The sequence below is a fragment of the Mesorhizobium sp. M0938 genome (assembly GCF_040319125.1).
Taxonomy (GTDB): domain Bacteria; phylum Pseudomonadota; class Alphaproteobacteria; order Rhizobiales; family Rhizobiaceae; genus Mesorhizobium; species Mesorhizobium robiniae.
Genome location: NZ_JAMYNS010000002.1, coordinates 467,538 through 480,214, shown reverse-complemented (window position 1 = coordinate 480,214; position 12,677 = coordinate 467,538). Strand labels below are relative to the sequence as shown.

The window sequence follows — 12,677 nt, the reverse complement described above, 5'->3', positions numbered from 1 at the left end:
ATGGTTCGCGTCCTGGTGACGAGGCCGGAACCGGGCGCCTCGCGCACAATGCGGCGGCTTGAGGACGAGGAATTTCAGCCGATCCTGCTGCCATTGACCGAAACGGTGGCTCTGCCGGTCGATGCGGACCGGGTCACAACCAATGCCGCTGCGGTTGCGGTCACCAGCGCCAATGCCGTGCGCCATGCGCCGAAGGAAATCATCGCGGGGCTCGCCGCCTTGCCCTGCTATGCCGTCGGCAAAAGGACAGCGGAAGCGGCCCGCGCTGCGGGATTCCTGTCCGTCAGCGAAGGCCCCGGCGATGCCGAGGCGCTGGCGGATGCGCTTGCCGGCGGCTTCATGGCAAAGACGATCATCTATCTGTGCGGACGCGTGCGGTTTCCGGTGTTCGAGGCGCGGCTGAAGGCTGCTGGTGTCCATGTCAGCGTCAGCGCCATCGAGACCTACGACACAGTCACCCTGGACTATTCGGACGCGGCAATCCTTGCGCGCTTGTCCGGCCAGCCGGTTAAAGCGGTGCTTCTTTATTCGGCCAGGGCGGCGGCAGCGATGCAGGCTCTGACCGGGCGGCCGGCGCTGCGTGGGCTTTTTGAAGAGACGTGGTTTTTCGTCCTGTCCGGACGTATCGCCGCAGCCTTGGAAACCGTCGCCTCAGAAAAGCTTCGCGTTGCGCCGGAGCCCAGCGAGGAGGCACTGCTGCAGCTTTTGCGGACGTGGCGTTGACCCCGTGTCATCACGCCGCCCCTTTTCACCGCTTGGTGATGTGCTAGACCCTTTCTGAACCATCCCGAAGCGAATTTTGCGGAGCCCAAGCATGGTCAAGACGCCGAAGATGCGGCATTCGAAAAGCCGTCGCGAGCCTGTGACCATCGAGCTCGAACCCGGGGCTGTCTCGCGCGTTGCCGACGAGAATGCCGCCAACGGGCGGACCGACGAGGCAAAGGCGGAGGAGGCGGCGAACGCGTCGCAGCCGGCGCCTGAAGAACCCATGCATGCCGACCAGACCGACATCGAGCCGTGGGAACATGCCGATGTGGCCCCGCCGGCCGGTCCGGAAGAGCCGGCAGAGGGCGGCACCAAAGGCCCTGAAGGACCCAAACCGACTTATCCGGCCGGCTCCGACGCATCGGCGAAACGGGCCTTCGACTACAGCTTCGACGACGCATCTGCCAAAACCAGTGAGACGGGGGCCAGCGGGACCGAGGAAGCGCCGAAGGAGCCGAGGAATGAAGACCTGGCAGCGCATCCGAAACGTGGCGGCATCAACGGCATCGCTGCCGGCATTATCGGCGGCGTCATCGCGCTCGCTGCCGCCGGAGGCCTGCAGTTTGCCGGCCTGCTCGGCGCGCCAGGCGCGGGCGGCGTATCGCTCGACGGCATCAATGGCGAAATCGCTTCGCTGAAGAGCGAGATCGCCGGGCTCAAGGACACAGCCGGCAACAATGACGCGTCGGCCAAGGTAGACGGTCTGTCGTCGGCGCTGGATCAGGTCAAGACGGATGTCGTGGCGCTGAAATCGGCGGTCGAGCAGGGCGGGGCCGGCGACACTGCCGGGCTTGCTGCCCTTGGCGACAAGGTCAGGCAGATCGAGACGGCGGTTGCGGCCCTTGGCCAGGCCGGCAATACGGCGCCGGTCGATCTCGGTCCGCTCAATGAAAAGCTGACCGGGCTCGACGCGGCGGTGAAATCCGCCGGTGAGACGGCAAAGGCGCAGGACGGCCGGCTTGCAGCGCTGGAACAGTCGGTGTCGCAGCTTTCCGACAAAGTCGAGGCACAGGCGGGGCAGCCGAAGGTCGCGCTCGCCATTGCCGGTTCGGCGCTGAAGGCAGCGCTCGACCGTGGTGCGCCGTTCGCCGCCGAACTTGAAACTCTTGCGGCGATTTCGCCGAACGCGCCGGAGATCGGGACCTTACGTCCCTACGCCGAAAAGGGCGTTCCGACCCGTGCCGAGATCGCAGCCGAAGTGCCCGCCGCGGCCAATGCCATGGTCGCAGCCTCCGAGCCCGTCGACCAGAATGCCGGCTTCCTGCAAAACCTGCTGTCGAGCGCTGAATCACTGGTCAAGGTCAGGCCGATCGGAGCCGTCGAAGGCGCCGGGGCACCGGAAACCGTCGCGCGCATGGAGGTGGCGGTCAGCCAGGGTGACTACGCCAAGGCGCTCAGCGAATACGATACGCTGCCCGAAGCGGTGAAGGCCGCCGGCGCCGACTTTGCCGGCAAACTGAAGGCGCGGATCGAGGTCGAGACGCAGGTCGACGCGCTGATATCACGTGCGATGAAGGCGTGAGGAAAACCCGATGATCCGCATTCTGCTTTTCCTCGCCGTCGTTTTCGCGCTCGGGCTCGGTTTCGCCTGGCTGGCCGACCGGCCGGGCGAGATGGTCGTCACCTTCAGCGGCTATCAATACCAGGTCAGCCTGATGGTGGCGGCAGTGGCGGTCGTTGCCGTCGTTGCCGCGGTGATGATCGTTTGGTGGCTGATCAAGTCGCTGTGGAACAGCCCCTATACCATCTCGCGCTATTTCCGCGTCCGCCGCCGCGACCGTGGCTATCAGGCGCTGTCGACCGGCATGATCGCCGCCGGCGCCGGTGATGGGGCACTCGCCCGAAAGAAGACCAAGGAAGCGGCAAAGCTGATCCGTTCCGACCAGGAGCCGCTGATCCAGCTGCTGGAGGCGCAAGCCTCGCTGCTCGAAGGCGACCATGAGGGCGCCCGCGAAAAGTTCGAGACCATGCTCGACGATCCCGAAATGCGGCTGCTTGGCCTGCGCGGGCTTTATCTCGAGGCCGAGCGCCTCGGCGATCGCAACGCGGCGCGGCATTACGCCGGCCGCGCCGCGGCGGTGGCGCCGCAACTGGCCTGGGCCGCCGAATCGACGCTGGAAGACCTGACCGGACGCGGCGACTGGGACGGCGCGCTGAAACTGGTCGAGGCGCAGAAATCGACGCGCCAGATCGAGCGCGATGCCGCCAACCGGCGCCGCGCCGTGCTGCTCACCGCCAAGGCGCAGGCGCTGATCGACAGCGATCCCAATGCCGCCAAAACCGCTGCCATCGAGGCCAATCGGCTGCGGCCGGACTTCGCGCCGGCGGCGGTCGTCGCAGCAAAACTGCTGTTCAGGCAGAACGATGTGCGCAAGGGCGCGAAGATCCTCGAAGCGGCGTGGAAAGCCGAGCCGCATCCGGAAATCGCCGAGCTTTACACCCACGCCCGGCCTGCCGATGCCGTCCTCGACCGCCTGAACCGGGCGAAAAAGCTGCAAGAGATGAAGAAGAACCACGCCGAATCCTCGCTGACGGTGGCGCGCGCCGCGCTCGATGCGCAAGATTACAAGACCGCCCGCCAGGAGGCCGAGGCAGCCATTCGCATGGATCGCCGCGAAGGCGCCTATCTGCTTCTGGCCGACATCGAGGAGGCCGAGACCGGCGATCAGGGCAAGGTGCGGCAGCTTTTGTCCAAGGCAGTGCGTGCACCGCGCGATCCGGCCTGGGTTGCCGACGGCGTCGTCTCCGACCGCTGGGCGCCGGTGTCGCCGATCACCGGCAAGCTCGACGCCTTCGAATGGCGGGCGCCGATGGAGCGGCTCGGCCAGCTCATCGACAGCCATGAGGATGCGCCGGACGCCGTGGTGCCGAGCCTTACGGCGCCAATCAAGCCGGCAAAGGAAAACGTGATCGAGCTGACCCCTGCTGTTTCGGCCGAGAGACCGGCCGCCGCGGCATCGGAACGCGACGAAGACCAGGTAGCGCCGGTCACCGCCGCGGCCTTTGCCGCGGTGCCGCCGGATGCCGAATCTGTCGAACCGGCGGAGGAACTGGCCCGGCTGCCCGACGATCCTGGCGTCGATCCGGACGACGAAGACCAAAAATCACCACGCAAGTTTCGGTTGTTTTGATTTGGCTGAGCTTGATAGTTTTGGCCGATGGGAAGTAAGAATCACATGTTCGAACGCGTTCTGTCGTTTCTGAAGGACCTGCCGGCAGGCGGCAGCGCCCGCAACAACGCCGATGATCCGCGCGTTGCCGCATCCGCCCTTCTCTACCATGTGATGAGTGCCGACGGCGTGCGTCAGGATGCCGAATGGGAGCGCTTCAAGGCGGTGCTGGCGGAAAGCTATTCGATCAGCGGCGACGAGCTCGACGCGCTGGCCGCCGCTGGCGAGCGGGCCGATAATGAGGCGATCGACCTCTACGCCTTCACCAGCGTGTTGAAGGGCCAGCTCGATCCGGACGCGCGAAAAGCCTTCATCGGCCTGATGTGGGAAATCGTCTATGCCGATGGCGAATTGCACGAACTCGAGGACAATATCGTGTGGCGGGTCGCCGAGCTGATGGGCGTCGAACGCCGCGACCGCGTCGAGGCACGCCGCAAAGCGGCGGCCCAAGCGCCGGGCGCCACCGGAACGTCGAGCGACGAATAGACAGGATCCCTATGCCATCCACGCCGAGGCCGAGACCAAAAATCCTGATCGTGCTGCATCAGGAGAGTTCAAGCCCCGGGCGCGTCGGCCACATGCTAATCGAAGAAGGCTTCGACCTCGATCTCCGCTGCCCGCCGCTCGGCGACGCCTTGCCGGAAACACTGGACGGTCATGCCGGGACCGTGGTGTTCGGCGGACCGATGAGCGCCAATGACGAGGACGACTTCGTCCGCCGCGAGACCGACTGGCTGAAAGTGCCGCTCAGGGAGAACCGGCCGTTGCTCGGCATCTGCCTCGGCGCGCAGATGCTGGTCAATCATCTTGGCGGCAAGGTCGAGGGTCATGGCGAGGGGCTGGTCGAGATCGGCTGGTATCCGCTGCAGGCGACGGAGGCGGGCCGGAAGCTGATGCACTGGCCTGAGATGGTCTACCAGTTTCACCGCGAAGGCTTTTCGCTGCCGCGGGATGCGACGCTGCTGGCGACGGCCGAAACCTACCCCAATCAAGCCTTTCGTTATGGCGACAATGCCTGGGGCATCCAGTTCCACGGCGAATTGACCCGGGCGATGATGCAGCGCTGGGTCGTTCGCGGCGCGCACCGCTTCGAGTTACCCGGCGCGCAGCCCGGCCGCGATCACTTAGGTGGTCGGCTGATCTGGGACATGCATCTGAAGCGCTGGCTCGGCGAATTCCTGCAGACGATCTTCGGCAAGCCCGCGCTGTCCTAATCCAGTCCAACAACGGACCCTTTGTGAGACGCGCTCGCTGGTCGCCCTTCGTCATTGTCGTCGTATTGCGCTCAGCTGAGTTCTTGGGCGAGTCCGATGAGATGCCCTTCAGGCCCACGGATATAGCAGAGCCGATACGCGTCTTTATACTGGACTACTTCGCCTACGAGCTGCGCGCCGCGATTGCGGAGCCTTTCAAGCGTCTCGTCGATATCGTCCACGGCGAACATGATGCGGAGGTAGCCTAGAGCATTAACTGGGGCGTGGCGGTGATCCGCGACGGCAGGTGGCGTGAGGAAGCGGGATAACTCGAGCCGGCCGTGGCCGTCCGGCGTGCGCATCATGGCAATCTCGACGCGCTGATCGCCCAGTCCAGTGACACGTCCGGCCCATTCTCCTTCGACCGTGCCTCGCCCTTCGAGCTCAAGGCCGAGCTCGCGAAAGAAATCAATCGTCGCTTCGAGGTCATCGACGACGATTCCTACGTTGTCCATCCGTTTGAGTGCCATGTGTCCAATCTACAAGGTGTCGTCCCAAGCCGTAAACTCATAAAACTGCTTGCCAGGTGAGCATTCAGGGCTCTGGAAGGTAGCCTTGTGATGCGTCGCTGGTTGATCTGAGGGATTTTGCACTTCGCTACTGGATTGAAGGGTTATGTGTCTACGGCCTAGCGTATGCCGGGGCGCGCGCTTCTGGCGACCATCGCGACGATTGTTTCGAAGAGTTCGTCCCGTGCTTGCGCGGCCGTGATTTCTGCGGTCGCGGCAGCATAGGACAGGGCCTCGGCTGCACCGAGCATCGCCCAAAGGCCCGCCGAAGCGACAGCACCAGTTCCGGTGAACGGGGCAAGCGCAAGCCGGCACTTCTCGATGAACGCCGCCTCGTAGTCGCGCTTGATCCTTTCAAGTTCAGGCGAACCAGCCAACGCTGCGATGACACTGGGTATCTCGCGGCCTTGGAGAAGCACGCAGTCGACATAGGAAGACGCGATGACCGCGGCTCGGCCCGCTAAGGTCGGTTCGCTCGCCTGCAGCGCGGCGTCCATGAGCGAATTCTGACGCGCGTCGAATTCCCGGTAGAGCGCCGCCAGCAACCCGGATCGCGTGCCGAAATGGTCATAAACCACGGGTTTTGTGACAGCCGACTGCTCGGCCAGCCGCCCGAGCGTCAAGGCTTCCGTTCCTTCTTCCCTGACCAGGCGCCATGCGACGTCCAGAAGCTGGCGATGCCGTTCCTCCCGCGCCAGCCGGCGACGCGGTCGCGAATGGGAAGCCTGTTCACTTGTTTCGGCGCTTGACATGCTTATGTACCAAAAGTAACTTACTAAGAGTATATAAGCTTGGCCGTTCGGCCGCAACCAACCAGCAGGAGTTTTCGACATGCACGCGCTCATCGTTATCGCGCATCCCGATCCCAGGTCGCTCAGCCACAGCGTCGCCAGGCATGTCGCCGAGGGTGTGTCCCTGTCCGATCCCGGCAATTCCTTCGAAATTGCCGACCTTGCGGCGGAAGGCTTCGATCCGAGGTTCACTGCGACTGATCTCGCCGTCCATCGCAGGGAGACGCCGCCCTCGGCCGACGTTGCCGCCGAGCAAGCGAGGATCGATCGCGCCGACGCGCTTGTGCTGGTCTATCCCGTCTATTGGTGGTCGATGCCGGGGCTTCTCAAGGGATGGATCGATCGGGTATTCGCAAATGGCTGGGCTTACGATGAAGGCCCAGACGCCAAACTGGTGAAGAGGCTTCGCCACCTCCGGGTTCATCTGGTTGCCATCGGAGGCGCCAATTTGCGAACCTATGCGCGGCACGGCTATTTCGGAGCCATGAAGACGCAGATCGATCATGGCATCTTCGATTACTGTGGCGCATCCGTCGTGACGTCCGAGCTCCTGCTCGGCTCGGAGACGCAGGATCCGGCCTCTCAATTAGCCGCCGCGTGCGCCATCGGCGGCAATCTCTTCAAGGCACCCCTGCGAGGCGCGGAGGCAGCATGACCGCGTAGCGTACCGACCGCCGCGGGCAGGCGGCCGCAGATGGCGGCTTCGCGCTGACAACTCCTGCCGGCTCCGACCGAAGCAGGAGTCGTTGATGTCGACGTCAGACCGGCAGCCCGAGCTGCTTTCGCAGGCTCTTGTCGAATGCGGATGCGGGGACGAAACGGCGCAGAAAACTGACCTGGCGTGCCATTTTTCCGGCCGCATAACGCCTCTTCGGAGTGGGATCGGTCGCAGCGGCCAAAACCGTCTCGGCTACCACTTCGGGCGCATCGCCTTTTTCCATCGATTTCCGCACGGTTACAGTCATGCCAGCGCGCGCGGAGTCATAAATATCAAGCAACTGATCGGGGGCGGCGAGATTGTCCTCGAATGAGGTACGGGTATAGGCGGGCTCAACCAACGAAACGCGAATGCCGAACGGGCGCAATTCGTGATCGAGCGATTCGGAATAACCCTCGATGGCATGTTTGGTCGACGAATAAAGCGCGAAATAAGGGGCGGGGATGAACCCCTGTACCGAACTCAAATTAACGATTCTGCCCTTCCCTTGGCGTCGCATTGCCGGCAATACCGCGTTGGTCACGCGGAAAACGCCGAAGACGTTCACGTCGAACAGCGCCTGGGCTTGGGCGGTCGAGGACTCCTCCGCGCCGCCAAACAGACCCATGCCGGCGTTGTTGACAAGTAGGTCGATGCGTCCGGCCTTGGCCAGAACATCATCGACCATTTTCGCAACGGACGCGTCGTCGGTCACGTCGCAAGTCAGCATGGTAACGCCGTCGGATTGTTTGGAGGCCGTGTGACGGCTGGTTCCGAATACGTGAAAGCCCGCGTTCCGTAGGGTGTTGGCGGTTGCGCGCCCGATGCCGGAGGATGCCCCTGTGACGACAGCGACGCCAGGAGTGGTCTTGTTCATGGGAAATCATTTCCTTCTTTGCGTTGGGAGAAGCATGAAAGGTCGGAGCAAAGGTCGTCAGTCATGACCGCCTCTGGCGCTCGCGCCGGCCAGCTGGTCCGTCCAGCGCCGGAATAGCACGCTGGCATTGACGCCTCCGAAGCCGAAGCCGTTGGAGATCGCGTAGTCCATCCCCATCGGGCGGGCTTGGTTTGCGACGAAATCGATCCCGTCCCCGGCTGGATCCGGAGCGCTCAAATTAAGGGTTGGCGGCGCCACTTGATCCCTCAGCGCCAAGATTGCGAAGATGGCTCCAAGCCCGCCGGCGGCTCCGAGCAGGTGTCCGGTCGCCGATTTGGTTGCGCTGACAGCGATCGCGAAATCGCGTCCGAACACGCTCTTTATCGCTTCGATCTCGCCGAGGTCGCCGACCGGCGTTGAGGTCGCATGCGCGTTGAGATGAGACACCTCACGCATCGAAATGTCGGCTTGGGCTATCGCAATCTGCATGGCTCGGCGCGCCCCGTTGCCGTCCTCGGGACCGGAGGCGACGTGATGAGCATCCGCCGTCGTGCCGTAGCCGACGAGCTCAGCCAGCGGTTTTGCGCCGCGCGCCAGCGCGTGGCTCAATTCCTCGATGACCAGCACGCCGGCTCCTTCGCCCATGACGAAGCCGTCCCGCGACATGTCAAAAGGCCGTGAAGCTTGAGCCGGCGCCCAGTTGAAGCCGGTTGAAAGAGAGCGTGCGGCAGCAAACCCACCGAGACTGACGATATTCATGCATGCTTCCGTTCCACCGCACACGGCGATGTCGGCCTCGTTTGCGCGGATGAGACGGGCCGCATCGCCGATCGCCTGGATGCCGGCCGCGCACGCCGTCACCGGCGCGCCCAATGGGCCTTTGAAGCCATGACGGATCGAGATGTGGCCTGCCGCGAGGTTCACCAGGAAGGATGGCACCGTAAAAGGCGAGAGACGGCGGGCGCCACGCAGGTCGACCGTGCGCACCGCCTCGGTTATGGCCGGGAACCCGCCGACCCCTGAAGCGATGATCGTTGCCGTGCGCAGGCGATCCGTTTCCAAGGCAGGCTTCCATTTCGCCTGCGCAAGTGCCTCTTCTGCCGCCGCCAGCGCAAAGAGAATGAACCGATCCACCTTGCGCTGATCCTTCGCAGCCAGGATGGCATCGGGGTCGAAACCAGCGTCCGGATCCTCTTCCAAGGAGGGAACCACGCCGCCGATCTTCGCCGGCAGGTCTCCCACGACATCGTCCGAAAGCCTACGAATGCCCGAACGACCGGCCAGGAGGCGCGACCAGGACGCTTCGACATTGGCAGCAAGGGGCGTGACCGCTCCCATGCCTGTAACAACGACGCGTCGCATCTAGTCTCCTATCGATTTGGGTGGGCCGCCAGCGTTGCTCACGCCGTTCAGGTGGCGACCGCTTCGCGGATCTGATCGGTCGCCGCATCCAGAAAAGACTGCGCGAGATCGGGGTCGTTGACGACGCGCGAGAGCAGCACCGCGCCGACCATTGTCGAGAGAATGGCCATGGCCTTGCCGCCAGCCTCTTCGCCGTCGGCCTCGCCAACCCAACTGCCGAGCATCTCGAGATATTCCCTGATCCCGGCCTCGAATGACGCCTTCACGTCGGCACCCTGTCTGGCGGCATCCGAGCCGAGTGCCACGACCGGGCAGCCGTCCATCTTTTCTCCGCGGTGGTCCATACTGAGGTAGAACGCGATCACTGCGCCAAGCGGATCCTCAGGCTTTGCCGCAGTCGCGGCCGACCAACGGTGGGTGGCGCTCTCCATCGCCCGCCTGGACGCCTGCGCCTCCAAGTCTTCCTTCGATGCGAACTGCTTGTAAAAGGCGCCTTGGGTCAGCCCGGCACCCTTCATAAGATCCTTAAGGCCGATGCCGTCAAAGCCGCGCTCCCGAAAAAGGCGGCTTGCCACATTGATCACGGTTTCGCGGTTTTCCGCGGCCTGACTGCGACTTACGCGCATCGTCATCTCCTTTTTTTTGATTGCATTCGTAATCTATACCCTATATAGAGGGTGAACGCAATCTAAAAAGGAAATATGAGATGATCCGCAAAACCCTGAACGCATCGCTCCTGGCCGCGATGTTTCTTGCGACCCCGGCTTTCGCCGAGGAAGCAACCATCGGACGCCCGATCGAAAGCGGCAGCCTGCACGAGGGACACCTCGACATGGTGGCCTATTACGTCCCGGTCGACCGCGGCCTCCTGGAGGTCACCGCCACCTTCGCACCGAAGATCGGAGGCGATCCGCTGCGCGTCGTCATGGGCCTCGCCGACGGCGACTCCGTGGCCTTTTCCATGCCGGGCCACCAGGGTTCGCTTTACGCCTTCTCAAGGTCGGGCGAGGAGGTAACGGTCTCGACCGAGACTGACATGCAGATGCGAGCCGACGCGACAATGCGCTGACCCGACGTGCAGACCGCAGCCGGCACGCTGCTGATCGTGGGCTCTCGCGTCCGCGCGGCTCGCCACACGGTGCCCTCGATCACGCCATCATTAAGTTTGGAGGAGAGGTCAATGCTATACAGTTATTTCGTCGAGAAATCGATCCGACAGAGCTTCGACGACGTCAACAACCATCGTTGGGACGCGGCGGTGAAAGCAGTCGTGCCGCATGTCCATCACCGGGTTTCAGGCGCCCACGCGCTTGGTGGTGAGCGCCACGACAAAGAAGCTCTGCGCCGCTGGTTTGAGCGCCTCGGCCGTGTCCTGCCCACTCTCCATCTCACGGTCAACCACATCCGGGTGAAGGGCTGGCCGTGGCATACCACCGTGTTTGTCCAGTGGGACGCCAGCGCATCGCTGCTCAACGGCGACGCGACGTACGTCAACCGTGGTCTCCACGTGTTCACCCTGCGGTGGGGCAGGGTCTATGCACTCGAGGAATTTTATGATTCACAAGCAGCGGCCCGCGGTCTTGCCGCCCAAGCGGCAGCTGGCATCGAAGAAGCTGTCGCCGAACAAATTGTAAGCTAGCGGAGGCCCACCGCGTTACATGTCCGCGGGTGTGCTGTCCGTTGGTTCTCGTCGTTTGGCTGGCGGCTCTCCCAGCACCTCGGCAAATGCGTATTTCGCCAACAGCATGCCTCATCCTCGATTATCAGAATCGATCCGCTGAACTCGCGTGGACGACCTGGATCAGTGCGTCCTGGATCAGTTTCGTCCGTTGAGGTGGCGCACCTTGCGCAGCTGCGGGAACAGCACCGCCCACAGCCCGGCAACGACGACTGCGCCGACGCCGCCAATCACCACAGCGGGCACGGTGCCGATCAACGCCGCCATGGTGCCGGCGCGGAATTCGCCGAGCTCGTTGGAGGCGCCGACGAAAACCTGGTTGACGGCGTTGACGCGGCCGCGCACCTGGTCCGGTGTCCACAGCTGGATCAGCGTCTCTCTGATGTAGACGCTGAACATATCGGTGGCGCCGAGCAAGGCGAGCGCTGCGATCGACAGCCAGGTGATGGTGGAGAGGCCGAACACTACGGTAAAGGCGCCGAACAGCGCGACGAAGCCGAGCATGACCAGGCCAGCGTGGTTGCGGATCGGATGTCCGGCCAGCCAGATGGCAACGCAGATGGCGCCGATGCCCGGTGCCGAGCGCAACAGTCCCAGGCCCCATGGGCCGAGTTCGAGGATGTCACGCGCATAGACCGGCAGCAGTGCCGTGGCGCCGGACAAGAGCACGGCGAACAGGTCGAGCGAAATGGCGCCGAGCACGATTTTCTCGCTCCAGATATAGCCGAAGCCGGCGAACAGGGTCTGCATCGTCGGCTTGTCGGTCTCGCTGCGTTGGGCAGGCTTCGGGATGGTGAAGATCAGTACCGCGGCGACAAGCATCAGAACGGCAGCGGTGCCGTACGCTGCTTCCGCCGAAAGTCCGTAGAGCAGGCCGCCGGCGACCGGTCCGATGATGGTTGCCGTCTGCCAGGCCGACGAATTCCAGGCGATTGCGTTGCCAAAATCCTCTGGTGGCACGAGATTGGCGAACAGCGACGCTGCGGCCGGTCCGAAGAAGGCGCGCGCGATGCCGAACATGGCGAGCACGCCGAAGATCAACGCCGGTCCGCTAAGGCCGCGCAGCGTCAGCAGCAACAGCGCCAGCGCGCAGATCGCCTCCAGCAGGACCGTCAGCGCCATGATCAAACGGCGTCCGAAACGGTCTGCAACCACCCCGGTGACCAGCACCAGCAGGAGCGAAGGCAGGAACTGGACAATGCCGACAAGGCCGAGATCGAACGGATCGCGGGTCAGGTCATACACCTGCCAGCCGACGGCGACAGAGACGATCTGGGTGGCGAATGTAGAGAGGAAACGCGCCGCCCAATAGCTTAGATAGGGCTTGTGCCGGAAGGCGGCATAGCGTTGGTCGGGTGATGGATGTTCGGCTATCATTTGTGAATGGCCCCGGCGAGATTGTGTATCGGCCGGCGGGGCTCTTCCACGATGGGCGCTGGTCCGATCACAGCGCTTTTAGCGCAGTTCAGCGCGAGGCGCGCGCAAAAATCGGCTCTGGATCAAGGATTTTCCGGGCTGCCATGCTATTTGCATGGCAGACGCGCTCGGCAGAGGCGGAGAGGCTATTCGGCGCGC

Annotated in this window: 14 protein-coding genes; 8 read left to right on the top strand and 6 right to left on the bottom strand. The window is 63.6% G+C overall.

Going from position 1 to position 12,677, the window contains the following annotated elements; translation table 11 throughout:
• The 5 genes from NKH73_RS04995 to NKH73_RS04975 all read left to right on the top strand — a co-directional run bounded on the left by NKH73_RS04995 (window position 1) and on the right by NKH73_RS04975 (window position 5,149).
• Window positions 1-723: a uroporphyrinogen-III synthase gene (locus NKH73_RS04995; RefSeq protein ID WP_352928672.1), complete on the top strand. Its 723-nt coding sequence runs from the start codon at window positions 1-3 to the stop codon at window positions 721-723.
• Between the two features lie 91 nt (window positions 724-814).
• Complete coding sequence (locus NKH73_RS04990; RefSeq protein ID WP_352928670.1) at window positions 815-2,287, top strand: phage tail protein; 1,473 nt, start codon at window positions 815-817, stop codon at window positions 2,285-2,287.
• A gap of 10 nt (window positions 2,288-2,297) precedes the next feature.
• Complete coding sequence (locus NKH73_RS04985) at window positions 2,298-3,896, top strand: heme biosynthesis protein HemY (RefSeq protein WP_352928668.1); 1,599 nt, start codon at window positions 2,298-2,300, stop codon at window positions 3,894-3,896.
• A gap of 45 nt (window positions 3,897-3,941) precedes the next feature.
• Entirely contained in the window at window positions 3,942-4,421 is a 480-nt protein-coding gene (locus NKH73_RS04980; protein ID WP_352928666.1) for a tellurite resistance TerB family protein, read from the top strand.
• A gap of 11 nt (window positions 4,422-4,432) precedes the next feature.
• Window positions 4,433-5,149, top strand: a complete 717-nt coding sequence (locus NKH73_RS04975) for a glutamine amidotransferase (RefSeq protein ID WP_352928664.1) — start codon at window positions 4,433-4,435, stop codon at window positions 5,147-5,149.
• 71 nt (window positions 5,150-5,220) lie between these two features.
• On the opposite strand, the gene NKH73_RS04970 is transcribed toward NKH73_RS04975, so the two are convergent.
• Together NKH73_RS04970 and NKH73_RS04965 are read right to left on the bottom strand one after the other, a co-directional pair.
• A complete protein-coding gene (locus tag NKH73_RS04970) occupies window positions 5,221-5,658 on the bottom strand; it encodes a VOC family protein (protein WP_352928662.1) in 438 nt (145 codons plus the stop codon).
• Between the two features lie 158 nt (window positions 5,659-5,816).
• Window positions 5,817-6,449, bottom strand: coding sequence for a TetR/AcrR family transcriptional regulator (locus NKH73_RS04965; RefSeq protein ID WP_352928661.1), 633 nt, complete (start codon window positions 6,447-6,449; stop codon window positions 5,817-5,819).
• A 79-nt stretch (window positions 6,450-6,528) separates the two neighbouring features.
• Here NKH73_RS04965 and NKH73_RS04960 point away from each other — a divergent pair, with 79 nt between their 5' ends.
• Window positions 6,529-7,143 (top strand): NAD(P)H-dependent oxidoreductase, encoded by a 615-nt coding sequence (locus NKH73_RS04960; protein ID WP_352928659.1) that lies wholly within the window; start codon window positions 6,529-6,531, stop codon window positions 7,141-7,143.
• A gap of 103 nt (window positions 7,144-7,246) precedes the next feature.
• Here the strand turns inward: NKH73_RS04960 and NKH73_RS04955 are convergent, their stop codons facing one another.
• Genes NKH73_RS04955 through NKH73_RS04945 form a run of 3 tightly spaced genes read right to left on the bottom strand, consistent with a single transcriptional unit; the run spans window position 7,247 to window position 10,050 of the window.
• Window positions 7,247-8,062, bottom strand: a complete 816-nt coding sequence (locus NKH73_RS04955; protein ID WP_352928657.1) for an oxidoreductase — start codon at window positions 8,060-8,062, stop codon at window positions 7,247-7,249.
• A gap of 57 nt (window positions 8,063-8,119) precedes the next feature.
• On the bottom strand, window positions 8,120-9,424 hold the full coding sequence (gene fabF / locus NKH73_RS04950) for a beta-ketoacyl-ACP synthase II (RefSeq protein WP_352928655.1): 1,305 nt from the start codon (window positions 9,422-9,424) through the stop codon (window positions 8,120-8,122).
• A gap of 47 nt (window positions 9,425-9,471) precedes the next feature.
• On the bottom strand, window positions 9,472-10,050 hold the full coding sequence (locus NKH73_RS04945; RefSeq protein ID WP_352928653.1) for a TetR/AcrR family transcriptional regulator: 579 nt from the start codon (window positions 10,048-10,050) through the stop codon (window positions 9,472-9,474).
• A gap of 80 nt (window positions 10,051-10,130) precedes the next feature.
• Between NKH73_RS04945 and NKH73_RS04940 the strand changes: the two genes are divergently transcribed.
• Together NKH73_RS04940 and NKH73_RS04935 are read left to right on the top strand one after the other, a co-directional pair.
• Window positions 10,131-10,493, top strand: a complete 363-nt coding sequence (locus NKH73_RS04940) for a hypothetical protein (protein WP_352928651.1) — start codon at window positions 10,131-10,133, stop codon at window positions 10,491-10,493.
• 111 nt (window positions 10,494-10,604) lie between these two features.
• Window positions 10,605-11,063, top strand: a complete 459-nt coding sequence (locus NKH73_RS04935) for a nuclear transport factor 2 family protein (protein ID WP_352928649.1) — start codon at window positions 10,605-10,607, stop codon at window positions 11,061-11,063.
• 177 nt (window positions 11,064-11,240) lie between these two features.
• Here the strand turns inward: NKH73_RS04935 and NKH73_RS04930 are convergent, their stop codons facing one another.
• On the bottom strand, window positions 11,241-12,479 hold the full coding sequence (locus NKH73_RS04930; protein WP_352928648.1) for an MFS transporter: 1,239 nt from the start codon (window positions 12,477-12,479) through the stop codon (window positions 11,241-11,243).
• Between the last annotated feature and the right edge of the window lie 198 nt (window positions 12,480-12,677).

Coding starts and splice junctions, on each gene's coding strand:
- NKH73_RS04995 (WP_352928672.1), top strand. CDS start 1: ATGGTTCGCGTCCTGGTGACGAGGCCGGAACCGGGCGCCTCGCGCACA.
- NKH73_RS04990 (WP_352928670.1), top strand. CDS start 815: ATGGTCAAGACGCCGAAGATGCGGCATTCGAAAAGCCGTCGCGAGCCT.
- NKH73_RS04985 (WP_352928668.1), top strand. CDS start 2,298: ATGATCCGCATTCTGCTTTTCCTCGCCGTCGTTTTCGCGCTCGGGCTC.
- NKH73_RS04980 (WP_352928666.1), top strand. CDS start 3,942: ATGTTCGAACGCGTTCTGTCGTTTCTGAAGGACCTGCCGGCAGGCGGC.
- NKH73_RS04975 (WP_352928664.1), top strand. CDS start 4,433: ATGCCATCCACGCCGAGGCCGAGACCAAAAATCCTGATCGTGCTGCAT.
- NKH73_RS04970 (WP_352928662.1), bottom strand. CDS start 5,658: ATGGCACTCAAACGGATGGACAACGTAGGAATCGTCGTCGATGACCTC.
- NKH73_RS04965 (WP_352928661.1), bottom strand. CDS start 6,449: ATGTCAAGCGCCGAAACAAGTGAACAGGCTTCCCATTCGCGACCGCGT.
- NKH73_RS04960 (WP_352928659.1), top strand. CDS start 6,529: ATGCACGCGCTCATCGTTATCGCGCATCCCGATCCCAGGTCGCTCAGC.
- NKH73_RS04955 (WP_352928657.1), bottom strand. CDS start 8,062: ATGAACAAGACCACTCCTGGCGTCGCTGTCGTCACAGGGGCATCCTCC.
- fabF (WP_352928655.1), bottom strand. CDS start 9,424: ATGCGACGCGTCGTTGTTACAGGCATGGGAGCGGTCACGCCCCTTGCT.
- NKH73_RS04945 (WP_352928653.1), bottom strand. CDS start 10,050: ATGCGCGTAAGTCGCAGTCAGGCCGCGGAAAACCGCGAAACCGTGATC.
- NKH73_RS04940 (WP_352928651.1), top strand. CDS start 10,131: ATGATCCGCAAAACCCTGAACGCATCGCTCCTGGCCGCGATGTTTCTT.
- NKH73_RS04935 (WP_352928649.1), top strand. CDS start 10,605: ATGCTATACAGTTATTTCGTCGAGAAATCGATCCGACAGAGCTTCGAC.
- NKH73_RS04930 (WP_352928648.1), bottom strand. CDS start 12,479: ATGATAGCCGAACATCCATCACCCGACCAACGCTATGCCGCCTTCCGG.